General features: G+C 57.0%; 21 protein-coding genes. 15 read left to right on the forward strand and 6 right to left on the reverse strand.

Annotated features, from left to right (window positions below):
• The first annotated feature begins 67 nt into the window (after positions 1–67).
• The 5 genes from prfC to L3069_RS03170 all read left to right on the forward strand — a co-directional run bounded on the left by prfC (position 68) and on the right by L3069_RS03170 (position 4,820).
• Positions 68–1,657: a peptide chain release factor 3 gene (prfC, locus tag L3069_RS03150; protein ID WP_022646981.1), complete on the forward strand. Its 1,590-nt coding sequence runs from the start codon at positions 68–70 to the stop codon at positions 1,655–1,657.
• Between the two features lie 304 nt (positions 1,658–1,961).
• Positions 1,962–2,579 (forward strand): molecular chaperone OsmY, encoded by a 618-nt coding sequence (osmY, locus tag L3069_RS03155; protein WP_022646982.1) that lies wholly within the window; start codon positions 1,962–1,964, stop codon positions 2,577–2,579.
• Positions 2,580–2,704: 125 nt separating this feature from the next.
• Entirely contained in the window at positions 2,705–2,866 is a 162-nt protein-coding gene (locus tag L3069_RS03160) for a DUF1328 domain-containing protein (RefSeq protein WP_003856556.1), read from the forward strand.
• A 122-nt stretch (positions 2,867–2,988) separates the two neighbouring features.
• Positions 2,989–4,041 (forward strand): patatin family protein, encoded by a 1,053-nt coding sequence (locus L3069_RS03165; protein WP_023299272.1) that lies wholly within the window; start codon positions 2,989–2,991, stop codon positions 4,039–4,041.
• Positions 4,038–4,820: a TatD family hydrolase gene (locus L3069_RS03170; RefSeq protein ID WP_022646984.1), complete on the forward strand. Its 783-nt coding sequence runs from the start codon at positions 4,038–4,040 to the stop codon at positions 4,818–4,820. Before L3069_RS03165 ends, L3069_RS03170 begins: the two co-directional genes overlap by 4 nt.
• On the opposite strand, the gene L3069_RS03175 is transcribed toward L3069_RS03170, so the two are convergent.
• Together L3069_RS03175 and L3069_RS03180 are read right to left on the reverse strand one after the other, a co-directional pair.
• Complete coding sequence (locus tag L3069_RS03175) at positions 4,815–5,675, reverse strand: YjjW family glycine radical enzyme activase (RefSeq protein WP_032625395.1); 861 nt, start codon at positions 5,673–5,675, stop codon at positions 4,815–4,817. The genes L3069_RS03170 and L3069_RS03175 overlap by 6 nt on opposite strands.
• Positions 5,650–7,185 carry a YjjI family glycine radical enzyme gene (locus L3069_RS03180; protein WP_038415273.1) on the reverse strand — a complete coding sequence of 512 codons (1,536 nt, stop codon included), beginning with the start codon at positions 7,183–7,185 and terminating at the stop codon, positions 5,650–5,652. The genes L3069_RS03175 and L3069_RS03180 overlap by 26 nt, the downstream gene beginning before the upstream one ends.
• Positions 7,186–7,448: 263 nt before the next feature.
• Between L3069_RS03180 and deoC the strand changes: the two genes are divergently transcribed.
• From deoC to deoD, 4 genes are all read left to right on the forward strand, one after another.
• Positions 7,449–8,228: a deoxyribose-phosphate aldolase gene (deoC, locus tag L3069_RS03185; RefSeq protein ID WP_038415274.1), complete on the forward strand. Its 780-nt coding sequence runs from the start codon at positions 7,449–7,451 to the stop codon at positions 8,226–8,228.
• A 100-nt stretch (positions 8,229–8,328) separates the two neighbouring features.
• On the forward strand, positions 8,329–9,651 hold the full coding sequence (gene deoA / locus L3069_RS03190; protein ID WP_022646988.1) for a thymidine phosphorylase: 1,323 nt from the start codon (positions 8,329–8,331) through the stop codon (positions 9,649–9,651).
• Between the two features lie 53 nt (positions 9,652–9,704).
• The gene (gene deoB / locus L3069_RS03195) at positions 9,705–10,928 is read left to right on the forward strand and encodes a phosphopentomutase (RefSeq protein WP_022646989.1); all 1,224 of its coding nucleotides are present in this window, start codon (positions 9,705–9,707) and stop codon (positions 10,926–10,928) included.
• A 125-nt stretch (positions 10,929–11,053) separates the two neighbouring features.
• Positions 11,054–11,773 (forward strand): purine-nucleoside phosphorylase, encoded by a 720-nt coding sequence (deoD, locus tag L3069_RS03200; RefSeq protein ID WP_003856538.1) that lies wholly within the window; start codon positions 11,054–11,056, stop codon positions 11,771–11,773.
• An 85-nt stretch (positions 11,774–11,858) separates the two neighbouring features.
• Here deoD and lplA read toward each other — a convergent pair whose 3' ends face one another.
• Together lplA and L3069_RS03210 are read right to left on the reverse strand one after the other, a co-directional pair.
• Positions 11,859–12,875 carry a lipoate--protein ligase LplA gene (gene lplA / locus L3069_RS03205; protein WP_038415276.1) on the reverse strand — a complete coding sequence of 339 codons (1,017 nt, stop codon included), beginning with the start codon at positions 12,873–12,875 and terminating at the stop codon, positions 11,859–11,861.
• 39 nt (positions 12,876–12,914) lie between these two features.
• A complete protein-coding gene (locus L3069_RS03210; RefSeq protein ID WP_015572615.1) occupies positions 12,915–13,559 on the reverse strand; it encodes a YtjB family periplasmic protein in 645 nt (214 codons plus the stop codon).
• A gap of 117 nt (positions 13,560–13,676) precedes the next feature.
• On the opposite strand from L3069_RS03210, the gene serB reads away from it, so the two are divergent.
• The 3 genes from serB (at position 13,677) to nadR (ending at position 17,374) form a co-directional block, all read left to right on the forward strand.
• Complete coding sequence (gene serB, locus L3069_RS03215; protein ID WP_003856524.1) at positions 13,677–14,645, forward strand: phosphoserine phosphatase; 969 nt, start codon at positions 13,677–13,679, stop codon at positions 14,643–14,645.
• Between the two features lie 75 nt (positions 14,646–14,720).
• Positions 14,721–16,106 carry a DNA repair protein RadA gene (gene radA / locus L3069_RS03220; protein WP_003856523.1) on the forward strand — a complete coding sequence of 462 codons (1,386 nt, stop codon included), beginning with the start codon at positions 14,721–14,723 and terminating at the stop codon, positions 16,104–16,106.
• A gap of 35 nt (positions 16,107–16,141) precedes the next feature.
• Positions 16,142–17,374, forward strand: a complete 1,233-nt coding sequence (nadR, locus tag L3069_RS03225) for a multifunctional transcriptional regulator/nicotinamide-nucleotide adenylyltransferase/ribosylnicotinamide kinase NadR (protein WP_038415278.1) — start codon at positions 16,142–16,144, stop codon at positions 17,372–17,374.
• A gap of 111 nt (positions 17,375–17,485) precedes the next feature.
• On the opposite strand, the gene L3069_RS03230 is transcribed toward nadR, so the two are convergent.
• On the reverse strand, positions 17,486–18,487 hold the full coding sequence (locus L3069_RS03230; protein ID WP_032676682.1) for a zinc-binding alcohol dehydrogenase family protein: 1,002 nt from the start codon (positions 18,485–18,487) through the stop codon (positions 17,486–17,488).
• Positions 18,488–18,594: 107 nt separating this feature from the next.
• On the opposite strand from L3069_RS03230, the gene L3069_RS03235 reads away from it, so the two are divergent.
• Positions 18,595–19,494, forward strand: coding sequence for a LysR family transcriptional regulator (locus tag L3069_RS03235; protein ID WP_100167726.1), 900 nt, complete (start codon positions 18,595–18,597; stop codon positions 19,492–19,494).
• A gap of 128 nt (positions 19,495–19,622) precedes the next feature.
• Here L3069_RS03235 and ettA read toward each other — a convergent pair whose 3' ends face one another.
• Positions 19,623–21,290: an energy-dependent translational throttle protein EttA gene (gene ettA / locus L3069_RS03240; RefSeq protein ID WP_126509566.1), complete on the reverse strand. Its 1,668-nt coding sequence runs from the start codon at positions 21,288–21,290 to the stop codon at positions 19,623–19,625.
• A 226-nt stretch (positions 21,291–21,516) separates the two neighbouring features.
• Here ettA and sltY point away from each other — a divergent pair, with 226 nt between their 5' ends.
• Both sltY and trpR read left to right on the forward strand, forming a co-directional pair.
• A complete protein-coding gene (sltY, locus tag L3069_RS03245; protein WP_038415284.1) occupies positions 21,517–23,454 on the forward strand; it encodes a murein transglycosylase in 1,938 nt (645 codons plus the stop codon).
• Between the two features lie 55 nt (positions 23,455–23,509).
• Positions 23,510–23,839 carry a trp operon repressor gene (gene trpR / locus L3069_RS03250; RefSeq protein WP_038415287.1) on the forward strand — a complete coding sequence of 110 codons (330 nt, stop codon included), beginning with the start codon at positions 23,510–23,512 and terminating at the stop codon, positions 23,837–23,839.
• The last annotated feature ends 12 nt before the right edge of the window (positions 23,840–23,851 follow it).

The following is a 23,851-nucleotide window of genomic DNA, read 5'->3' on the forward strand; positions in this document are numbered from 1 at the left end:
AATAGCCGCATTTTTCGTATTCCATGATGCGCGGCCTGCTGCCGCGCTTACCTAAGAAGAATTGATTATGACGTTGTCTCCTTATCTGCAAGAGGTGGCCAAACGCCGCACTTTTGCCATTATCTCGCACCCGGATGCCGGTAAAACGACCATCACCGAGAAGGTGCTGCTGTTCGGACAGGCGATCCAGACCGCGGGTACCGTTAAAGGCCGTGGCTCCAGCCAGCATGCTAAATCCGACTGGATGGAGATGGAAAAGCAGCGTGGTATTTCGATTACCACCTCCGTGATGCAGTTCCCGTATCATGACTGCCTGGTGAACCTGCTGGACACCCCGGGGCACGAAGACTTCTCCGAAGATACCTACCGTACCCTGACGGCGGTGGACTGCTGCCTGATGGTGATCGACGCCGCGAAAGGTGTTGAAGATCGTACCCGCAAGCTGATGGAAGTCACTCGTCTGCGCGATACGCCGATCCTTACCTTTATGAACAAACTCGACCGTGACATCCGTGATCCGATGGAGCTGATGGATGAAGTGGAAAACGAGCTGAAAATCGCCTGCGCGCCAATCACCTGGCCGATTGGCTGCGGCAAGCTGTTCAAAGGGGTTTACCACCTCTATAAAGACGAAACCTACCTGTATCAGACCGGTAAGGGCCACACTATTCAGGAAGTCCGCATCGTGAAAGGGCTGGACAACCCGGAGCTGGACGCCGCTGTCGGTGAAGAGCTGGCCGCGCAACTGCGCGATGAGCTTGAGCTGGTCAAAGGCGCCTCTCACGAGTTCGACAGAGAGCTGTTCCTGAGCGGTGACATTACCCCGGTCTTCTTCGGTACCGCACTCGGCAACTTCGGCGTTGACCATATGCTCGACGGTCTGGTTGAGTGGGCCCCGCAGCCGATGCCGCGTAAAACCGACACCCGCGAAGTAGAAGCGAAGGAAGAGAAGTTCTCCGGCTTCGTCTTTAAAATTCAGGCCAACATGGACCCGAAACACCGCGACCGCGTCGCCTTTATGCGCGTGGTTTCCGGTAAGTACGAAAAGGGCATGAAGCTGCGTCAGGTGCGTATTGGTAAAGACGTAGTGATTTCCGACGCGCTGACCTTCATGGCGGGCGACCGTTCCCACGTGGAAGAAGCCTATCCGGGTGACATCATTGGTTTACACAACCACGGTACCATTCAGATCGGCGATACCTTCACGCAGGGCGAGATGATGAAGTTCACCGGTATCCCGAACTTCGCGCCGGAACTGTTCCGTCGCATTCGCCTGCGCGATCCGCTTAAGCAGAAGCAGCTGCTGAAAGGCCTGGTCCAGCTTTCGGAAGAGGGGGCTGTACAGGTGTTCCGCCCTATCGCCAACAACGATCTGATCGTGGGCGCGGTGGGTGTGCTCCAGTTTGACGTGGTAGTTGCCCGTCTTAAGAGCGAGTACAACGTGGAAGCGATTTACGAATCGGTGAACGTGGCGACCGCGCGCTGGGTTGAATGTTCAGACGTGAAGAAATTCGAAGAGTTTAAGCGTAAGAACGAAGTTCAGCTGGCGCTGGACGGTGGCGATAATCTGACCTATATCGCCCCGACCATGGTTAACCTGAACCTGACGCAGGAACGTTATCCCGACGTTCAGTTCCGCAAAACGCGCGAGCATTAATTCCCTCTCAGAGCACGGCAGCCGCCGTGCTCTTCTTTAATTCCAGTGTTATTAAACCCTTGCGGAATGTTCTTAATTCAACGTAATTTTTCGCTATTCGTTCGTTTTTTCCCCAATTCTGAATGCACCCCTCTGATTGTGATCTATATTTAACTCAGTGTTTAGCACCGGGCGTGGATGAATTAACTGTTCAATGCATGTCCACTGGTTCTCCATTTCGCCCGTGTGTTAATTCGCAATATATAAAACCAAGATTTAGGGAAGTATGTCGCCCAAATAACGGGCAAAACACAGGAATAAATCGATGAATATGACAAGACTGAAGATTTCTAAAACTCTGCTGGCCGTAACGTTGGGTAGTGTCCTGGTAAGCGGTTCTGCTCTGGCGGAATCCAGCACCATGGATAAAGCGCAAAATACCGCTAATACCGCAGGGGAAAAAATCGATAGCTCTATGAATAAAGTCGGTAATTTCATGGATGACAGCTCTATCACAGCAAAAGTGAAAGCCGCACTGGTGGATCATGAATCCATTAAGAGCACCGATATTTCTGTTAAAACCGACAACAAGGTTGTCACTCTGAGCGGTTTCGTTGAAAGCCAGACCCAGGCTGAAGAGGCCGTTAAAGTAGCGAAAGGCGTTGAGGGCGTAAGCTCTGTAAGCGACAAACTGCACGTACGTGACAGCAAAGAATCGTCGGTGAAGGGCTATGCCGGAGATGCAGCAACTACCAGCGAAATCAAAGCTAAACTGTTAGCTGACGACATCGTGCCATCCCGTATGGTGAAAGTTGAAACCACCGATGGTGTGGTCCAGCTGTCCGGTACGGTTGAGAACCAGGCACAAAGCGATCGTGCCGAGTCAATTGCGAAAGCTATTGATGGTGTGAAAAGCGTCAAAAACGATCTGAAAACGAAGTAAAGCAGTACCACTCGCCCGTCTGGCTGAAAACTGCGGGCGAAATAAAAACGACTCTGGAAAAGCCGGTGAGTGACCTGAGCGCTCACGTTTAGCGGCCGACATTAACTATGGTAAAGGAGAGGCTTATGTTTCGTTGGGGCATTATATTTCTGGTTATCGCGTTAATTGCCGCCGCATTGGGCTTTGGTGGACTGGCGGGTACCGCGGCATGGGCAGCGAAAATTGTTTTCGTCGTCGGTATTATTCTGTTCCTGGTCAGCCTGTTTACGGGTCGACGTCGCCCGTAGCAAACGCAATAGTTATTAAACAAACTCAAGCCAGTCCTCGTGACTGGCTTTTTCTCGTTTGAGAACCATCGGGAATGTGCGTTACTGTGTCTCATCAAAATAATGAAAACAGGAAGGCAGAGGTGGGGCAACGAATTCCCGTGACGCTCGGCAATATTGCGCCGCTGACGTTAAAACCGTTTCATGCAGGCCAGCTTGCGCTGGTCTGTGAAGGTGGCGGGCAGCGCGGTATTTTTACCGCCGGCGTGCTCGACGAATTTATGCGCGCGCAATTCAACCCGTTCGATCTCTACTTCGGTACCTCTGCCGGGGCGCAGAACCTCTCCGCCTATGTCTGCAACCAGCCCGGCTATGCGCGCAAAGTGATTATGCGCTACACCACCTCCAAAGAATTCTTCAATCCGGTACGCTTCGTGCGCGGCGGGAACCTGATCGATCTCGACTGGTTACTGGATGCCACCTCCAGCCAGATGCCGCTGGCCATGGATACCGCGTCACGACTGTTCGATACCGGCAAAGCGTTCTGGATGTGCGCCAGCCGTGGCGATGACTATTCACCGGGTTACTTTTCGCCGCAGAAAGAGAACTGGCTGGATATCATTCGCGCTTCCAGCGCGATCCCGGGTTTCTACCGTACCGGCGCGCTGCTGGAGGGGATAAACTATCTTGACGGCGGTATCAGCGACGCGGTGCCGGTACAGGAGGCCGCACGGCGCGGGGCGAAAACCATAGTGGTGATCCGCACGGTGCCTTCTCAGATGTATTACACCCCACAGTGGTTTAAGCGGATGGAACGCTGGCTGGGCGACAGCAGCCTGCAACCGCTGGTGAATATCGCGAAGCAGCATGAAACCACCTACGGCGCGATGCAGCGTTTTATTGAAAAACCACCGGGCAAGCTGCGCATCTTTGAAATTTACCCGCCGAAGCCGCTGCTGAGCATGGCGCTGGGCAGTCGGCTGCCTGCGTTGCGTATGGATTACAAAACGGGGCGGCTATGCGGGCGATACTTCCTGGCGACCGTCGGGAAAATGCTGGCCGAGCAACCGCCTCTTCATCGGCATAAAAGCATCATATTGCCACCCGCTAGTGTGGCCAATGACGCGGTGGCGATGCCGTTGGTGGACGCGCCGCAGGCCAACGACGGCATACTCGATAACGAGGACCTGGCGTGACGCACTCTTTTATCGATACCCATTGCCACTTTGATTTCCCGCCGTTTAGCGGGGAGGAAACATCAAGTATTGCGCGTGCGGCTGAGGCCGGTGTGAGAGCCATTATTGTGCCCGCTATTGAAGCGGCGAGATTCGAGAAAGTCCTGGCGCTTGCCCAGGGTCACGATGCGCTGTATGCCGCGCTGGGTCTGCATCCGATCGTGATTGAGCACCATCTTGATGACCATCTCGACAGGCTGGATGCCACGCTGCAAAACGCGGATACGAAGCTGGTTGCCATCGGTGAGATCGGCCTCGATCTCTATCGTGAAGATCCGCAGTTTGAACGCCAGCAGACGATCCTGGATGCGCAGCTCCGGCTGGCAAAGCGCCACGATCTGCCGGTGATCCTCCACTCCAGGCGCACCCATGACAAACTGGCGATGCACCTGAAGCGCATCGACGTGCCGCGCAGGGGCGTGGTCCATGGTTTCGCTGGAAGCCTTCAGCAGGCGCAGCGTTTTATCGAGCTGGGCTATAAAATTGGTGTCGGTGGCACTATCACCTATCCGCGTGCCAGCAAAACCCGGGATGTGATGGCGCAGCTCCCCCTGTCTTCGCTCCTGCTGGAAACGGATGCCCCTGACATGCCGCTGAATGGTTTTCAGGGCCAGCCCAACCGCCCGGAGCAGGCGGCGCGCGTTTTTGATGTGCTGTGTGAGCTGCGTCAGGAGCCTGAAGATGTGATTGCCAGCGCGCTGCTGGAAAATACCCGCGCGGTCTTCGGCATCACGCTATAGATAAAGGGTCGGGCGGATCACCGTGATCTGCTGTCGTTCCAGGGCCTGCGCCAGCGGCTCGATGTCCTCCGGCGCGGCGCTCCGCCATCGCGCCGCCTCCCCGTAAACCCCATGGGCATGAAACGCGTTGATCCGCACCGGAACGTTCCCCAACGCGTGGATAAAAGCGGTCAGCGATGACAGATGTTGCAGATAATCACACCGATCGGGGATCACCAGCAGGCGTAGCTCCGTCAGGCGATGACGATCGGCCAGCCAGCGGATGCTCTGCTTGATCAGCGTGTTTTCGCGCCCGGTCAGAAAACGGTGATGTTCATTGCCCCAGGCTTTCAGATCCACCATCGCGCCGTCAAACACCGGTAACAGCTTTTGCCAGCCGGTTTCGCTTAACAGGCCGTTGCTGTCCACCAGGCACGTCAGATGGCGCAGGGACGGATCGGCTTTGATCGCGGTGAACAGCGCAACCACAAACGGCAGCTGCGTCGTGGCTTCACCCCCGCTGACGGTCACGCCCTCAATAAACGGCGCGGACGTGCGGATCCGTGAGAGGATCTCCTCGACGCTGTATCGCTGCGCCATCGGCGTCGCCTGCTGCTGACACAGGTGCAGGCAGGTATCGCACTGCTGACAGTGACTCTCCTGCCACCAGACGCGCCCGGCCTGAATCGTCAGCGCATCATGAGGACAGTGGGGAACACAGTCGCCGCAGTCGTTGCAGCGCCCGATGGTCCACGGGTTGTGGCAGGTTTTGCAGCGCAGGTTACAGCCCTGGAGGAACAGCGCCAGGCGGCTGCCCGGCCCGTCCACGCAGGAGAAGGGAATAACCTGACTAACTAAAGCGCATCTGCTGTTCATGGCTTATCACGCGTGGCTGACGTTCCAGAATACGGGTATTGCGCGCGGCCTCCTCGCCGAGCCAGGTGGTGTTGGTGCGCGAGCCGGCCTCCCGATATTTCTCCAGATCGGAGAGCCGCACCATATACCCGGTAACGCGCACCAGGTCGTTTCCGGCCACATTCGCGGTGAACTCACGCATACCGGCGTTGAACGCCCCCAGGCACAGCTGCACCACCGCCTGAGGATTGCGTTTAACCGTCTCATCCAGGGTGAGAATATCGCTGATCCCCGAATGATAGTGTTTATGGTGCGGGGCTACGGCCAGCAGGTGGCTGATGGGATCTGGCTCGTCACCGTACGGCAGACGCGCCCCCGGCGTGGTGCATGAATCAGAACTGATCCCTGACTGCGCGTGCAGCATCGCGCGGTGCTGCCAGCCGTGTTTCACCGGCGTGTTTTCAACGAACGCCGCCAGCTGTTCACTGATGCGGTAACCCAGCGCATTGGCCTGCTCGTTTTTACCGTACCGTCCCGTAATGCCTGCTTTCTCGCACAGCACGTTTACCGCTTCGGCCAGACCGTACATGCCAAACATCGGTACAAAACGATCGGCATCAATCAGCCCCTCTTTCACCAGGAAGCTATTCTCAAAGAAGCCGGATTGTTCATATAAAAAATCGCAGCGCGCATTGATGATCGCGATTTGTTGCTGGCAGTAGTGGGGAAGGGTACGGGTGAAAAAGTCTTCCGGTGAGCGGCTGTGCTCCGCAATCGCTTTCAGGTTAAGGCGCACCAGCGTGCTGCCGCCGCCCGCCAGCGGCAGGGAGTTGTAACAGCTCACCACGCCATAACGACCTTTTGTGAAAATTTTATCATTCACCGGGCCATTGGAAATATGCGGCTTACTGCACCCGCAAATGTTTTTCGCCACGCTCAGCAGCAGATCGTCAGGGGTGACGTCCGGGTCGTAAATAAAGGTCAGGTTCGGCGCGACCTGCTTCAGCTCTGCGTCCGCTCGCAAAATGGCACGCGTGACGGGCGTATCCGCCGGGCCGATATTGGCATGCATAAAGGCATCGGGCAGGGTTCTGTCCAGGTAACGCCAGAAACGTTTTATTCGGCTATCGATTTCATCCTGTGTTAGAATTTTAACATATGGGTTGAGTATCTCATCGAGCTGACCCAGATAGACTGGCATTGATGTGACGGACGGAACATGGTGATAAAGGATAGTGAGCAGTGAGAGGGCATCATCCAGATCTTTCGCCCCTTCCAGCTCCAGCCATTCTGAGCCGTTAGCCAGAAATTTAGCGTAGTCCGGCAGCACGTAGCGCGGTTTGTAAGGCGCATGACCTTCGAACATGTCGCAGATGTATCCCTCGTCCAGCGCGGCGCGGGCCGCCTCTGGCAGAGCGGGATAGAGCAGATTGTTCTCCGCTTCCAGCGCCAGAAAATGACGTTTTTGTTCCGGGGTTAACACCGGGCTGGTCACAATGTGCAGGCAACGTTGTTGCAGGGCGTCGGGCATGTTCAACTTCCTTGAGGGTTCTGCGGATGGTGAACGAATTGTAAGAAGCCAGCCTGCCGGGGCTTTTGATCCGACAGGGGGTATCGCTGCTTTTGTCGGCGGTTGACGCATGAAAGTTTGAAGAAGATCTCATTACAGTAATGCAAATTTGCACACAGTTTTCATTAACTGTGATGAATGTCGAAGTGTGGATGCGGGTGAATGTTAGAATACTCACAGACCCGCAAGGTAAAATTTATACGGCACTGCCGTTGGAGAATGTTATGACCGATTTAACTGCAAGCAGCCTGCGCGCGTTGAAACTGATGGACCTGACCACCCTGAATGATGACGACACCAATGAAAAAGTCATCGCCCTGTGCCATCAGGCAAAAACGCCAGTGGGTAATACCGCCGCCGTCTGTATCTACCCGCGCTTTATCCCGATTGCCCGCAAAACGCTGAAAGAACAGGGCACGCCGGACGTGCGCATTGCGACCGTGACTAACTTCCCGCACGGTAATGACGACATCGAGATCGCGCTGGCGGAAACCCGCGCGGCGATTGCGTACGGCGCAGACGAAGTTGACGTGGTATTCCCGTACCGCGCGCTGATCGCCGGCAACGAGCAGGTCGGTTTTGACCTGGTGAAAGCCTGTAAAGACGCATGTGCGGCGGCAAACGTGCTGCTTAAAGTGATCATCGAAACCGGCGAGCTGAAAGAAGAGTCGCTGATTCGTAAAGCGTCTGAAATCGCTATCAAAGCGGGCGCGGATTTCATTAAAACCTCTACCGGTAAAGTGCCGGTCAACGCGACTCCGGAAAGCGCGCGCATCATGATGGAAGTTATCCGTGATATGGGCGTGTCCAAAACCGTTGGCTTCAAACCGGCAGGCGGCGTGCGTACCGCAGAAGACGCGCAGCAGTTCCTGGCGATTGCCGACGAGCTGTTCGGCGCCGACTGGGCGGACTCCCGCCACTACCGCTTCGGCGCGTCCAGCCTGCTGGCCAGCCTGCTGAAAGCGCTGGGTCACGGTGACGGTAAGAGCGCAAGCAGCTACTAAGTTTGAATTGCCGGGTGGCGCTACGCTAACCCGGCCTACAGGATCGTAGGGCGGGTCAACATACCCGCCGCCATTCACCCGATTCCGCATGGAGGTTACCGTGTTTCTCGCACAAGAAATTATTCGTAAAAAACGTGATGGTCATGCATTAAGCGACGAAGAGATCCGCTTCTTTATCAACGGCATTCGTGATAACACCATCTCTGAAGGGCAGATTGCGGCTCTGGCGATGACCATTTTCTTCCACGATATGTCGATGCCTGAGCGCGTGTCCCTGACCATGGCGATGCGAGATTCAGGAACCGTTCTGGACTGGAAAAGCCTCAACCTCAACGGCCCGATTGTGGACAAACACTCCACCGGCGGCGTGGGCGACGTGACCTCCCTGATGCTTGGCCCGATGGTGGCAGCTTGCGGCGGTTACATCCCGATGATTTCCGGGCGCGGCCTGGGTCATACCGGCGGTACGCTCGACAAACTGGAAGCCATTCCGGGCTTCGATATCTTCCCGGATGACAACCGCTTCCGCGACATTATTAAAGACGTTGGCGTGGCGATTATCGGCCAGACCAGCTCTCTTGCGCCAGCAGACAAGCGTTTCTACGCGACGCGTGACATTACCGCGACCGTAGACTCCATCCCGCTGATCACCGCCTCTATCCTCGCCAAAAAGCTGGCGGAAGGGCTGGACGCGCTGGTGATGGATGTGAAAGTGGGCAGCGGCGCGTTTATGCCGACCTATGAACTCTCTGAGGCGCTGGCTGAAGCGATCGTTGGCGTTTCCAACGGCGCGGGCGTGCGCACCACCGCACTGCTGACGGACATGAACCAGGTGCTGGCGTCCAGCGCCGGTAACGCCGTTGAAGTCCGCGAGGCCGTGCAGTTCCTCACAGGCGAATACCGTAACCCGCGCCTGTTCGATGTCACCATGGCGCTGTGCGTTGAGATGCTCATCTCCGGCAAGCTGGCCAAAGACGACGCGGAAGCCCGCGCGAAGCTTCAGGCGGTGCTGGACAACGGCAAAGCGGCGGAGATCTTTGGTCGGATGGTGGCGGCGCAGAAAGGCCCGACCGACTTCGTGGAAAACTACGCGAAATACCTGCCCACCGCGATGCTCAGCAAAGCGGTCTATGCGGACAGTGAAGGCTTTGTCTCGGCTATGGATACCCGCGCGCTCGGCATGGCGGTCGTGTCTATGGGCGGCGGTCGTCGTCAGGCATCGGACACCATTGATTACAGCGTCGGCTTTACCGATATGGCCCGTCTGGGCGACAGCGTTGACGGCCAACGTCCGCTGGCGGTGATCCACGCGAAAGACGAAGCCAGCTGGCAGGACGCGGCGAAAGCGGTGAAGGCGGCAATAACTCTTGACGATAAAGCACCGGAAACCACACCGACGGTCTATCGTCGTATCACTGAATAGCGGTATACTGATCTGATCGCATTTTTATGAAGCACTAAGTACGGAGAACAATTATGAAACGTGCATTTATTATGGTGCTGGACTCATTCGGCATCGGCGCAACCGAAGATGCAGAACGTTTTGGTGACGTGGGTTCCGATACCCTGGGTCACATCGCGGAAGCCTGTGCAAAAGGCGAAGCGGACAACGGTCGTAAAGGCCCTCTGAACCTGCCAAACCTGACCCGCCTCGGGCTGGTAAAAGCGCATGAAGGTTCTACCGGTAAAATCGCAGCCGGTATGGACGGAAACGCGGAAGTGGTGGGCGCCTACGCGTGGGCGCACGAGCTCTCTTCCGGTAAAGATACGCCGTCCGGTCACTGGGAAATCGCTGGCGTGCCGGTGCTGTTTGACTGGGGTTACTTCTCCGATCACGAGAACAGCTTCCCGCAGGAGCTGCTCGATAAGCTGGTGAAGCGCGCCAACCTGCCGGGCTACCTCGGCAACTGCCACTCTTCCGGTACCGTGATTCTGGATCAGCTCGGCGAAGAGCACATGAAAACCGGCAAACCGATTTTCTATACCTCTGCTGACTCTGTGTTCCAGATCGCCTGCCACGAAGAGACGTTTGGCCTGGATAAACTGTACGAGCTGTGCGAGATCGCCCGTGAAGAGCTGACCGAAGGCGGCTACAACATTGGCCGTGTTATCGCGCGTCCGTTTATCGGCGACAAAGCGGGTAACTTCCAGCGTACCGGCAACCGTCACGATCTGGCCGTGGAGCCACCGGCGCCGACCGTGCTGCAAAAACTCGTCGACGAGAAAGACGGCCAGGTCGTTTCCGTAGGTAAAATCGCGGACATCTACGCTAACTGCGGCATCACCAAAAAGGTCAAAGCGACCGGTCTGGATGCGCTGTTCGACGCCACCATCAAAGAGATGAAAGAAGCGGGCGACAAGACCATTGTCTTCACCAACTTCGTGGACTTCGACTCCTCCTGGGGTCACCGTCGCGACGTTGCCGGTTATGCCGCGGGTCTGGAGCTGTTTGACCGCCGTCTGCCAGAGCTGATGGAGCTGGTGGGGGAAGATGACATTCTGATCCTGACCGCTGACCATGGCTGTGACCCGACCTGGACCGGTACCGACCACACCCGTGAGCACATTCCGGTGCTGGTGTACGGCCCGAAAGTCAAACCGGGCTCGCTGGGTCATCGTGAAACCTTCGCGGACATCGGCCAGACGATTGCGAAATACTTTGGTACGTCTGACATGGAATATGGCAAGGCTATGTTCTAAACGGATTGGGTGAGGCCTGATGCCCTCACCCCGACCCTCTCCCACAGGGAGAGGGAGAAGAGAATGTAGGCCGGGTAAGGCGCAGCCGCCACCCGGCAAAAACAACAATGTAAAAGGAACTGAAGATGGCAACTCCTCACATTAATGCAGAAATGGGTGATTTCGCTGACGTCGTATTGATGCCGGGCGACCCGCTGCGCGCGAAACACATTGCAGAAACCTTCCTGGAAGACGTGCGTGAAGTGAACAACGTGCGTGGCATGCTGGGCTTCACCGGTACCTATAAAGGCCGCAAAATCTCCGTGATGGGTCACGGCATGGGTATCCCATCCTGCTCCATCTACACCAAAGAGCTGATCACCGATTTCGGCGTGAAGAAAATCATCCGTGTCGGCTCCTGCGGCGCGGTGCGCATGGACGTTAAGCTGCGTGACGTGGTGATCGGCATGGGCGCGTGCACCGACTCTAAAGTCAACCGCATTCGCTTTAAAGATCATGACTTTGCTGCCATCGCTGACTTTGACATGGTGCGTAACGCGGTTGACGCAGCAAAAGCGCTGGGCGTTGACGCGCGCGTGGGCAACCTGTTCTCTGCCGATCTGTTCTACTCGCCAGAAGGCGACATGTTCGACGTGATGGAAAAATACGGCATTCTGGGCGTGGAAATGGAAGCGGCCGGTATCTACGGCGTGGCGGCTGAATTCGGTGCGAAAGCGCTGACCATCTGCACCGTGTCTGACCATATCCGTACTCACGAGCAGACCACCGCTGCCGAGCGTCAGACCACCTTCAACGACATGATCAAAATCGCGCTGGAATCCGTTCTGCTGGGCGATAAAGAGTAAGAGCTGTTGTGCCGGGTGGCGGCCTCGCCTGACCCGGCCTACGGTTTTGTAGGCCCGCTAAGCGTAGCGCCAGCGGGCTTTTTTACTAGCGCACGGCCTGAGCAATCCACGCCGATACATCCCGCAGCTCTTTTTCCTGCTCCGGAAAATCCCCAATTAATGCATCACACTCCTGCTGCAGCATATCCGCCCGATACAGACAGCCCTGTAAACGTGCGGCCAGCGCCTCCAGCGGTGCAGGATTGAGACTATCCGTAAAGACCTGCGTGCGGGTAATATGGCCCTTCTCCACGTCAAAGTGCAGCTCAACGCCGCCCCATGTAAATCGCTCATCCAGCAGGTGTGAAAACGCCGGTGCCTGACCGAAGTTCCACTCCCAGCTGCTCTGGCGCGCAAAGGTTTCCGCGAAGTTGGGCAGGTCCGGGGTTTTATCCGGAGAAATCACCTCGGCTTCTACGCGTTCACCGTAATGCCTGAAAAAGGCTTCACGGATCGCGTCGCAAATCTGCTCATGAGTAATCCCCGGCAGCAGATCCACCAGATTCGCCACGCGACCGCGCACGGAGGTAATGCCTTTCGCCTGGAGCTTTTTCTTGTCCGGGTTCAGATAGTTTGCCAGACGGCTCAGATCGGCATTCAGCAATAATGTGCCGTGGTGGAATCCGCGATCCATCGTTTCGCGGTAGGCTGAGCCTGACACTTTCCGGTCGCCTTCAGGTGTTTTCACTACCAGATCGTTACGACCCGAGGCTTCAGCCGTCACGCCGAGCGAATTGAGCGCATTGAGCACAATGGAGGTCGAGATGGTTTTGTCGTATTCCGGCTTGCCCGCCATAAAGGTAAAGCAGGTGTTGCCGAGATCGTGGAACACCGCACCGCCGCCGCTGCTGCGGCGCGCCAGGCGGACGTTGTCCTCTTCCATACGGCGGGTGTTACACTCTTTCCACGGATTTTGCGCGCGGCCAATAACGACCGTATCAGCGTTGCGCCAGAGAAACAGGACGCGCTGGGTGGCGGGCATCTGGCGGAAGATGCACTCTTCTACCGCGAGATTAAACCAGGGATCGTAAGAGTCAGAGATAAGCAGGCGTAACGTCGACATGGCAGAGTTCCTTTTCCGAATCATCCGCCTACTTTATCACTATTCTTTCTTCTCGCTCTCTTCCTCTTCGGGAACTGACTTGCTGGCGGTTAACAGGAACGGCGACTGCTGCCAGCGGGTGCGCTTGCCTTGCAGCAGCGTGCGCGCCAGTACCACGCCAATCGCCAGCGAGAGCAGCAGCATCAGGCGCAAAATATTGGTGGTGTTATCCACCTGTTTGGCTTCGGTTGGCAGGGTGTGGGTGTCGAGTGTCAGACGTAAATAGCCGAGTGGGCCATTCTTGCCCTGAATGGGTTCAACGATTTGTTGATTGAAATAACCGCCAGCTTTTTTGCCGTCCAGCGCCAGCCTGTCGCGCACGTCGACATGCTCACCCGCGCGGGCAATCAGGTCGCCCTGTTCATCGTACACGCCCGCATCCAGAATGCGGCTGTTTTCCGTAAGCTGGCGCAATACCTGCGCTATCCGCTTGTCATCCGGTGTTTCGGTGCGCATAGACGGCGCAACGTTGAGCGTCACCTGGCGCGCCAGCGTACGGGCCAGTTCTTCAAACTGTGGGTTACGCTGTCGTTGGTGATTCTGGCTAAACCAGGATGCCCCCTGCATAAGCGCCACTAATAGTGCGAGACAGATCAGGACAATCACGGCGCGATGAAGCCGGAATTTCAGTTTTGCGCGAGCCATATTCCACCTGCTTAAAATTTACGGCTTAATGTTGCCAGAAGTGATGGTTACAGGGTAGCCTCATGCGTTATTTTCCCTCTGGAACCTTCCGGCGCGAACGAAATTACAGGAGCTTCAATGCCGAACATTACCTGGTGCGACCTGCCAACGGATGTCTCTTTATGGCCAGGATTGCCGCTCTCTTTAAGTGGCGATGAGGTGATGCCTCTCGATTACCACGCTGGCCGTAGCGGCTGGCTGCTGTACGGACGCGGCCTGGATAAGCAACGCCTCACCCAGTATCAAACTAAACTGGGCGCAGCGATGGTCATCGTTGCGGCCTGGTGCGTGGAAGATTATCAGGTTATTCGCCTGGCGGGTTCCCTGACGCAGCGCGCCACGCGTCTTGCGCACGATGCCGGGCTGGACGTAGCCCCGCTCGGCAAAATTCCGCACCTGAAAACGCCTGGCCTGCTGGTGATGGACATGGACTCCACCGCCATTCAGATCGAGTGTATTGACGAGATTGCTAAACTGGCGGGCAGCGGCGAGCTGGTGGCGGAAGTCACCGAGCGCGCGATGCGCGGCGAGCTGGATTTCACCGCCAGCCTGAGACAGCGCGTGGCGACCCTGAAGGGGGCCGATGCTAACATTTTGCGTCAGGTGCGCGATGAACTGCCCCTGATGCCAGGGCTGACGCAGCTGGTGCTCAAGCTGGAGACGCTCGGCTGGAAAGTGGCGATTGCCTCCGGTGGGTTCACCTTCTTTGCCGATTACCTGCGTGACAAGCTGCGTCTGACCACCGTGGTGGCAAACGAGCTGGAGATCATGGACGGCAAACTCACCGGACAAGTGATTGGCGACATCGTGGATGCGCAGTACAAAGCCAATACGCTGACGCGTCTGGCGGAGAAATACGCCATTCCGGTCGAACAGACCGTCGCCATCGGCGATGGCGCGAACGATCTGCCGATGATCAAAGTTGCCGGACTGGGTATTGCCTACCACGCCAAGCCGAAAGTGAATGAAAAGACGGAAGTCACTATCCGTCATGCTGACCTGATGGGCGTGTTCTGCATTCTCTCCGGCAGCATTAATCAAAAATAGCGGCCTGCTTTTGTAGGCCGGGTAAGCGTCAGCGCTATCCGGCGCGCAGACCGCACAGAAATAACGAGGTAAACCGTGGCGAAAGCTCCAAAACGCGCATTTGTCTGTAATGAATGTGGTGCGGATTATCCGCGCTGGCAGGGGCAATGCAGCGCCTGTCATGCCTGGAACACCATCACCGAAGTGCGTGGTGTGGCGGCTTCGCCGAGCGTGGCCCGCAATGAACGCCTGAGCGGCTATGCGGGCAATGCAGGCGTGTCGAAGGTACAAAAACTTTCGGATATCAGCCTTGAGGCGCTGCCGCGCTTCTCAACCGGATTCAAAGAATTTGACCGCGTGCTCGGCGGTGGCGTAGTGCCGGGCAGCGCTATTCTGATCGGCGGTAACCCGGGCGCGGGTAAATCGACCCTGCTGCTGCAAACGCTCTGCAAGCTCGCCGAACAGATGAAAACCCTGTACGTCACGGGCGAAGAGTCACTCCAGCAGGTGGCGATGCGCGCGCACCGCCTCGGTCTGCCGACCGGCAATCTGAATATGCTCTCGGAAACCAGCATCGAGCAGATCTGCATGATTGCCGAAGAAGAGCAGCCGAAACTGATGGTGATCGACTCCATCCAGGTGATGCACATGGCGGACATTCAGTCGTCACCGGGGAGCGTGGCGCAGGTGCGTGAAACGGCTGCGTACTTAACGCGCTTTGCCAAAACGCGCGGCGTAGCGATAGTGATGGTGGGCCACGTCACCAAAGACGGCTCGCTGGCCGGCCCGAAAGTGCTTGAGCACTGTATCGACTGCTCGGTGATGCTCGACGGCGATGCGGATTCCCGTTTTCGTACCCTGCGCAGCCATAAAAACCGCTTCGGCGCGGTGAATGAACTGGGCGTGTTTGCCATGACCGAGCAGGGGCTGCGCGAAGTCAGCAACCCGTCGGCCATCTTCCTGAGCCGTGGCGACGAAATTACGTCCGGTAGTTCGGTGATGGTGCTGTGGGAGGGGACGCGTCCGCTGCTGGTTGAAATTCAGGCGCTGGTGGATCACTCGATGATGGGTAATCCGCGGCGCGTGGCGGTCGGTCTGGAACAGAACCGCCTGGCGATCCTGCTGGCGGTGTTGCACCGTCACGGCGGCCTGCAAATGGCGGATCAGGACGTGTTCGTCAATGTGGTTGGTGGGGTGAAGGTTACGGAAACCAGCGCGGATCTGGCGCTGTTGCTGGCGATGGTCTCCAGCCTGCGTGACAGACCGTTGCCGCAGGATCTGGTGGTATTTGGCGAAGTAGGGCTGGCGGGCGAAATTCGCCCGGTGCCGAGCGGTCAGGAGCGTATCTCCGAAGCGGCAAAACATGGCTTCCGCCGCGCAATTGTTCCGGCCGCCAACGTGCCGAAAAAAATTCCGGAAGGGATGCAGGTTTTTGGCGTTAAAAAACTCGCAGATGCGTTAAATGTCTTTGACGACTTATAATTACGTATTCGATTTTGCAGGAGGCACCGTAATTTATGTCATCATTTGACTACATCAAGACCGCTATCCGCCAGAAGGGTTGCACGTTACAGCAGGTAGCGGACGCCAGCGGCATGACCAAGGGCTACCTGAGCCAACTGCTGAACGCCAAAATCAAAAGCCCCAGCGCGCAGAAGCTGGAAGCGCTGCACCGTTTTCTGGGGCTTGAATTTCCGCGGATGCAAAAGAACATTGGCGTGGTGTTCGGTAAGTTCTACCCGCTGCATACCGGGCATATCTATCTGATCCAGCGCGCCTGTAGCCAGGTCGACGAGCTGCATATCATCATGGGTTATGATGAAACCCGCGATCGCCAGCTGTTTGAAGACAGCGCCATGTCGCAGCAGCCCACCGTGCCGGATCGCCTGCGCTGGCTGCTTCAGACCTTTAAATATCAGAAAAATATTCGTATTCATGCCTTTAACGAAGAGGGCATGGAGCCGTACCCGCACGGCTGGGACGTGTGGAGCAACGGCATCAAAGCGTTTATGGAAGAGAAGGGCATTGCGCCTAACTGGATCTACACCTCTGAAGAGTCCGACGCGCCGCAGTTCCGCGAGCATCTGGGCATCGAAACCGTGCTGATCGATCCTAAACGCACCTTTATGAACATCAGCGGGGCGCAGATCCGCGAGAACCCGTTCCGCTACTGGGACTACATTCCGACCGAGGTGAAGCCGTTCTTCGTGCGTACGGTGGCGATCCTCGGCGGCGAGTCCAGCGGGAAATCGACGCTGGTGAATAAGCTGGCGAATATCTTCAATACCACCAGTGCGTGGGAGTATGGCCGCGATTACGTCTTCTCACACCTCGGTGGTGACGAGATGGCATTACAGTATTCCGACTACGATAAAATCGCGCTCGGTCATGCCCAATACATTGATTTCGCGGTGAAATACGCCAATAAAGTCGCCTTTATTGATACCGATTTCGTCACCACGCAGGCGTTCTGTAAAAAGTACGAAGGACGTGAGCACTCGTTTGTGCAGGCGCTGATTGATGAATACCGCTTTGATCTGGTTATCCTGCTGGAAAACAACACCCCATGGGTAGCCGACGGCATGCGCAGCCTGGGCAGCTCGGTAGACAGGCGTGAGTTCCAGACCATGCTGGTGGAGATGCTCAACGAGAACAACGTTGAGTTTGTGCATGTGGAAGAGTCGGATTACGACACCCGTTTCCTGCGCTGCGTCGAGCTGGTGAAAGAGATGATGGGTGAGCAGGGGTAAAAAACTTACCCCTCACCCTAACCCTCTCCCCAAAGGGGAGAGGGGATCGCACGGAGCTGTCTTTACCCTCTCCCCCGTGGGGAGAGGGCAGGGTGAGGGGGAACAAACCACTCAGAACTCAACCACCACTTTCCCACGCATATGCCCCTCCAGCACCATGCGGTGCGCTTCGGTAATGCTTTCCACGCTCAGCCCGTGCAGCGTTTCGCTGAGCGAGCTTTCCACCACGCCGTTATCCACCAGCTTCGCCACCTCATTTAAAATCTCGCCCTGGCGCGCCATATCCGCGGTCTGGTACATGCTGCGGGTGTACATAAATTCCCAGTGCAGGGCGGCAGATTTGGACTTCAGCTTGTCCTGGTTTAGCGGATGCGCATTTTCAACGATGGAACAAATGTGTCCCTGAGGGGCAATCAGATCGCTGACCGCATCCCAGTGCCCGTCGGTGTCGTTGAGGATAAAAATGTAATCCACAAAGGTGAGCCCCTGTTTCGCCAGTTCACCCTTCAGGTCGCGGTAATCTACGACAACGTCAGCCCCGCGATCGCGACACCATCGGGCGGAATCTTCTCGTGAGGCGGTTGCGACGATCTTCACCTTGCTGTTGTGCTTCGCAAACGGGATCGCCAGCGATCCGACTCCACCCGCGCCGCCAATTATCAGCAGCGTTTTATCTGCGTCGGCATCCTGAATCTTCAGCCGTTCAAACAGGCCTTCCCACGCGGTGAGCGCCGTCAGCGGCAGTGCTGCCGCAGAGGCCCAGCCAAGGTTTGCAGGCTTGTGCCCGACAATGCGCGCATCGATAAGCTGGTGCGTGGTATTGCTGCCCGGTCGGGTGATATCCCCCGCGTACCATACTTCGTCACCCGGTTTGAATCCGGTGACGCCAGCCCCGACGGCTTTGACGATCCCGCTGGCATCCCACCCGAGAATGCGCGGCTCCTTCAGTCCGCTTTTGGCAATGCCTGCATGTACTTTGGTATCCACCGGGTTTACGGAGACGGCTTTCACCTCCACCAGCAGATCGTACTCGCCGGGCTGCGGCATCGGCGGGGTGATTTCAACGAAGGTGGAGGGATTTTCTGGGTTAACGGCAATGGCTTTAACAGACATGGTGTTCTCCTCAATGAATGCGTTGTGTTGAGGCTAGTCTATTAAGTGGTCAGCTGCATGATAAGATGGACAATCAAGAACTCAGCGTTCGTACAGGGTGAACAATCATGTTTAAACAGCTACAGGATATGGCGCTGTTTGCGCTGGTGGCTGAGATGGGCAGCTTTACTGCGGCGGCGCAGAAGGCTGAACTGCCGAAATTCAGCGTCAGCCAGCGCATTAGCCAGCTGGAGCAGCAGGTGGGGATCCGCCTGCTTAACCGCACGACGCGCAGAATAAGCCTGACGTTTGCGGGCGAGCACTATCTGGTGCACTGCCGCGAGATGCTGGCGGCCAGCGAGCGCGCGGAGTATGCCATTCAGCGGCTGCGAGAAAACCCCAGCGGACGGCTGAGGATCACCTGTCCGGCAGGGATTGGCGCGACGCTGCTGGCGCATATGAATGCCGAGTTCCAGCTTCGCTACCCTGACGTGTCGCTGGATGTATCAATTTCAGACGATGTGGTAGATCTGGTCGAGTCGGGTTTTGACGTGGCGCTGCGCACCGGCAAACCGCAGGATTCTTCCCTGATTGGCCGCATGATTGGGCACTGTCCGCGCTACATGCTGGCCTCGCCTGACTATCTGGCGCGTCGGGCGCCGTTAATCCATCCCCGACAGCTGGTGGATCACCGCTGCATTACGCACCGGGCATGGTCGGAGTGGCTTCTGCGAAGCGAGAGTGAGGATTACCGCTACCTACCGGATAACGCCCACATGACGGATAACCTGGTGTACGCCCGAGAATGCGCCATTGCCGGGGCGGGGATCACGCTGTTACCCGCATTCCTGCTGGAAGATAAAATCGAAAAGGGCGTGCTGGTAAAGGTGCTACCGGAGTGGCGCGTTGAGGGGAACGATCTCTGGCTGGCCTATCCGAGCCGTAAGCTCAATTCGCCTGCGCTGATGAGCTATATCGACTTTGCGATGCAGTTTGATGAGGTGAAGCGGTATTACGTGGGCAAATAAAAAAGACGGGTGGCGGCTTCGCCTTACCCGGCCTACACACTGTGCGGCCTGATGCCCTCACCCAGGCCCTCTCCCACGCGGAGAGGGAACAAACATAAAAAACGGCAACCGAAGTTGCCGTTTTGCTTTTATTTCGCAATACGCTTGTACTTAATACGCTTCGGCTCCAGCGCGTCTGCGCCCAGCGTGCGTTTCTTGTACTCTTCGTATTCGGTGAAGTTACCTTCGAAGAACTCCACTTTACCTTCGTCCTGGTAGTCCAGAATGTGGGTTGCGATACGGTCAAGGAACCAGCGGTCGTGCGAGATAACCATGGCGCAGCCCGGAAATTCCAGCAGGGCGTTTTCCAGCGCGCGCAGGGTTTCGATGTCCAGGTCGTTGGTAGGTTCATCGAGCAGCAGAACGTTGCCGCCAACCTGAAGCAGCTTCGCCAGGTGCAGACGACCACGCTCACCCCCAGACAGCTCGCCCACGCGTTTGCCCTGGTCGGTGCCCTTGAAGTTAAAGCGGCCAACATAGGCGCGGCTTGGCATCTCGGTGTTGCCGATACGCATGATATCCAGACCGCCGGAGACTTCTTCCCACACGGTTTTGCTGTTGTCCATCGCGTCACGGAACTGGTCAACGGAGGCCAGCTTCACGGTCTCACCCAGGGTGATAGAGCCGCTGTCAAGTTGTTCCTGACCGGACATCATGCGGAACAGGGTGGATTTACCCGCGCCGTTCGGACCGATAATGCCGACGATAGCGCCTTTCGGTACGGAGAAGGTCAGATCGTCGATCAGCAGGCGGTCGCCGTATGACTTACGCAGGTTGGTCACTTCAACCACTTTATCCCCCAGACGTGCGCCAGGTGGAATAAACAGTTCGTTGGTTTCGTTACGTTTCTGGTATTCGGTGTTGTTCAGCTCTTCGAAGCGCGCCAGACGGGCTTTGCCCTTGGACTGACGGCCTTTCGCGCCCTGACGAACCCACTCCAGCTCTTTCTCAATAGACTTACGGCGCGCCGCTTCCTGAGACGCTTCCTGCGCCAGACGCTGATCTTTCTGCTCCAGCCAGGAAGAGTAGTTGCCTTCCCACGGAATCCCTTCACCGCGGTCCAGCTCCAGGATCCAGCCCGCCACGTTGTCGAGGAAGTAGCGGTCGTGGGTAATTGCCACCACGGTGCCTTCGAAGTCGTGCAGGAAGCGTTCCAGCCAGGCCACGGATTCCGCATCCAGGTGGTTGGTCGGTTCGTCGAGCAGCAGCATGTCTGGTTTTTCCAGCAGCAGGCGGCACAGCGCCACGCGGCGGCGTTCACCACCGGAGAGATTCGCGATTTTCGCATCCCAGTCCGGCAGACGCAGGGCATCTGCCGCGCGCTCCAGCTGCACGTTCAGGTTGTGACCGTCGTGCGCCTGGATAATCTCTTCAAATTTGCCTTGCTGAGCGGCCAGTTTGTCGAAGTCCGCATCCGGCTCGGCGTATTTGGCATACACTTCATCCAGACCTTTCAGGGCGTTAACCACTTCGGATACCGCTTCTTCAACGGATTCACGCACGGTGTGTTCCGGGTTCAGCTGAGGTTCCTGCGGCAGGTAGCCGATCTTGATGCCAGGCTGCGGACGGGCTTCACCTTCGATGTCTGTATCGATGCCGGCCATGATGCGCAGCAGGGTGGACTTACCGGCACCGTTGAGACCCAGAACACCGATTTTTGCGCCCGGGAAAAAGCTCAGCGAGATATTTTTAAGAATATGACGTTTCGGCGGGACAACTTTGCCGACACGATGCATGGTATAAACGAATTGAGCCACGTTGGACTTCGCCTCTTTTATCGTGATGAGAATGAATTTCAGCCTCGAAGTGTAGCCTTTTTCACGCCCTAATCCCAGCCAGGAACGTCGGGAGTGTTAAAACGCGCAAGAAAGGTAAAAAAGTGTCCATGACGTGGCGCGTTGTGGGATGCCTGGTTAGCATAAGTTGAGGTAACTTTAACGTGGCAAGACGCTGCAACTGACGAAAAACAATGAGGAAGAGCTTGTGGAAAAAGCCAAACGGGTGGTCTGGCGTCTGCTGGCTGCCAGCGTATGCGTAATGGCGGTAAGCCAGGCGGTGCATGCCGATTCACTGGATGAACAACGTAACCGCTATGCCCAGATTAAGCAGGCATGGGACAACAAGCAGATGGATACCGTGCAGGCGCTGATGCCGACGCTGAAGGATTATCCGCTGTATCCGTATCTGGAGTATCGTCAGATCACTGATGATCTCATGAATCAACCGACCGTCACCGTAAATAACTTCATTCAGGCGAACCCGACACTGCCGCCTGCGCGCACCCTGAAGTCCCGGTTTGTGAACGAGCTGGCCCGTCGCGAAGACTGGCGCGGCCTGCTGGCTTTCAGCCCGGATAAACCGGGCGCGACGGAAGCGCAGTGTAATTACTATTATGCGAAATGGGCGACCGGTCAGCAGGAGGAAGCCTGGACCGGCGCGAAAGAGCTGTGGTTGACGGGCAAAAGCCAGCCAAACGCCTGTGATCCGCTGTTCAGCGCCTGGCGCGCCTCGGGCAAGCAGGATCCGCTCTCTTACCTGGAACGTATTCGCCTGGCGATGAAGGCCGGTAACACCCGGCTGGTCACCGTGCTGGCGGGCCAGATGCCCGCGGATTATCAGACCATTGCCTCTGCCGTTATCAGTCTGGCAAACGATCCCAATACCGTGCTGACGTTTGCGCGTACCACCGGCGCGACCGATTTTACCCGCCAGATGGCGGCGGTGGCCTTTGCCAGCGTGGCGCGTGAGGATGTGGAAAACGCCCGGCTGATGATCCCGCAGCTGGTGCAGGCCCAGCAGCTTAATGACGATCAAACCCAGGAACTGCGCGATATTGTGGCATGGCGACTGATGGGAACAGATGTCACCGACGAACAGGCGCGCTGGCGTGACGATGCGGTAATGCGTTCAAACTCTGTCTCGCTGGTGGAGCGTCGCGTGCGCATGGCGCTGGGAACGGGCGATCGTCGTGGCCTCAATACCTGGCTGGCGCGCCTGCCGATGGATGCTAAAGAGAAAGATGAATGGCGTTACTGGCAGGCGGACCTGCTGCTGGAGCGTGGTCGTGAAGACGAAGCCAAAGCGATCCTCCACTCCCTGATGCAGCAGCGCGGCTTCTACCCGATGGCGGCGGCGCAGCGTTTGGGCGAGGAGTACACCCTGAAGATCGACAAAGCGCCAGCCAACGCGAACCCGGCGCTGACGCAGGGTCCGGAAATGGCGCGCGTGCGCGAGCTGATGTACTGGAATCTGGATAATACCGCGCGCAGCGAATGGGCCAACCTGGTCACCAGCCGTACCACCGGCGAGAAGGCGCAGCTTGCCCGCTATGCGTTTGATAATCGCTGGTGGGATCTGAGCGTGCAGGCGACGATCGCCGGCAAGCTGTGGGATCATCTCGAAGAGCGTTTCCCGCTGGCTTATAAGGATCTGTTCGATCGCTACACCAGCGGCAAAGATATTCCGCAAAGCTACGCGATGGCCATTGCCCGTCAGGAAAGCGCCTGGAACCCGAAAGTGCGTTCGCCGGTGGGGGCCAGCGGCCTGATGCAAATTATGCCGGGCACCGCGACGCACACGGTGAAGATGTTTAATATCCCAGGCTACAGCAGCCCGTCCCAGCTGCTGGATCCGGAGACCAACATCAACATCGGTACCAGCTACTTGCAGTACGTCTATCAGCAGTTCGGTAATAACCGTATCTTCGCGTCAGCGGCGTACAACGCCGGGCCAGGCCGCGTGCGGACATGGCTTGGCAACAGCGCAGGGCGACTCGACGCCGTGGCGTTCGTCGAGAGCATTCCGTTCTCGGAAACGCGCGGATATGTGAAGAACGTGCTGGCGTATGACGCCTACTATCGGCACTTCATGGGGGAGAAAGATGCCCTGATGAGCGATGCCGAGTGGCAGAGACGTTACTGATCGGCGCGGGTTGTGTTATGCTGTACTCGTTAATGAGTACAAGAGGCAGCATAACATGACCCAGCATTCCCCGTATTCCTCGGCCATGGCCGAACTGCGTCATCAGGAGTGGCTTCGTTTTGTGGAGTTGCTCCGCCAGTCTTACGACAAAGATCTGCATTTACCCTTGCTACAGCTGATGCTGACGCCAGACGAGCGTGAAGCGCTGGGTACACGGGTACGCATTATTGAGGAACTGCTGCGTGGCGAAATGAGCCAGCGTGAACTGAAAAACGAGCTGGGCGCGGGCATCGCGACGATTACCCGGGGTTCAAACAGCCTGAAGTCGGCGCCGGTTGAACTGCGTCAGTGGCTGGAAGCGGTATTGCTTAAAAACGCCGGATGACGGCTTCGCCTT

This window comes from Enterobacter cloacae complex sp. ECL411 (genome assembly GCF_021869665.1).
GTDB classification, from domain to species: Bacteria; Pseudomonadota; Gammaproteobacteria; order Enterobacterales; family Enterobacteriaceae; genus Enterobacter; species Enterobacter intestinihominis.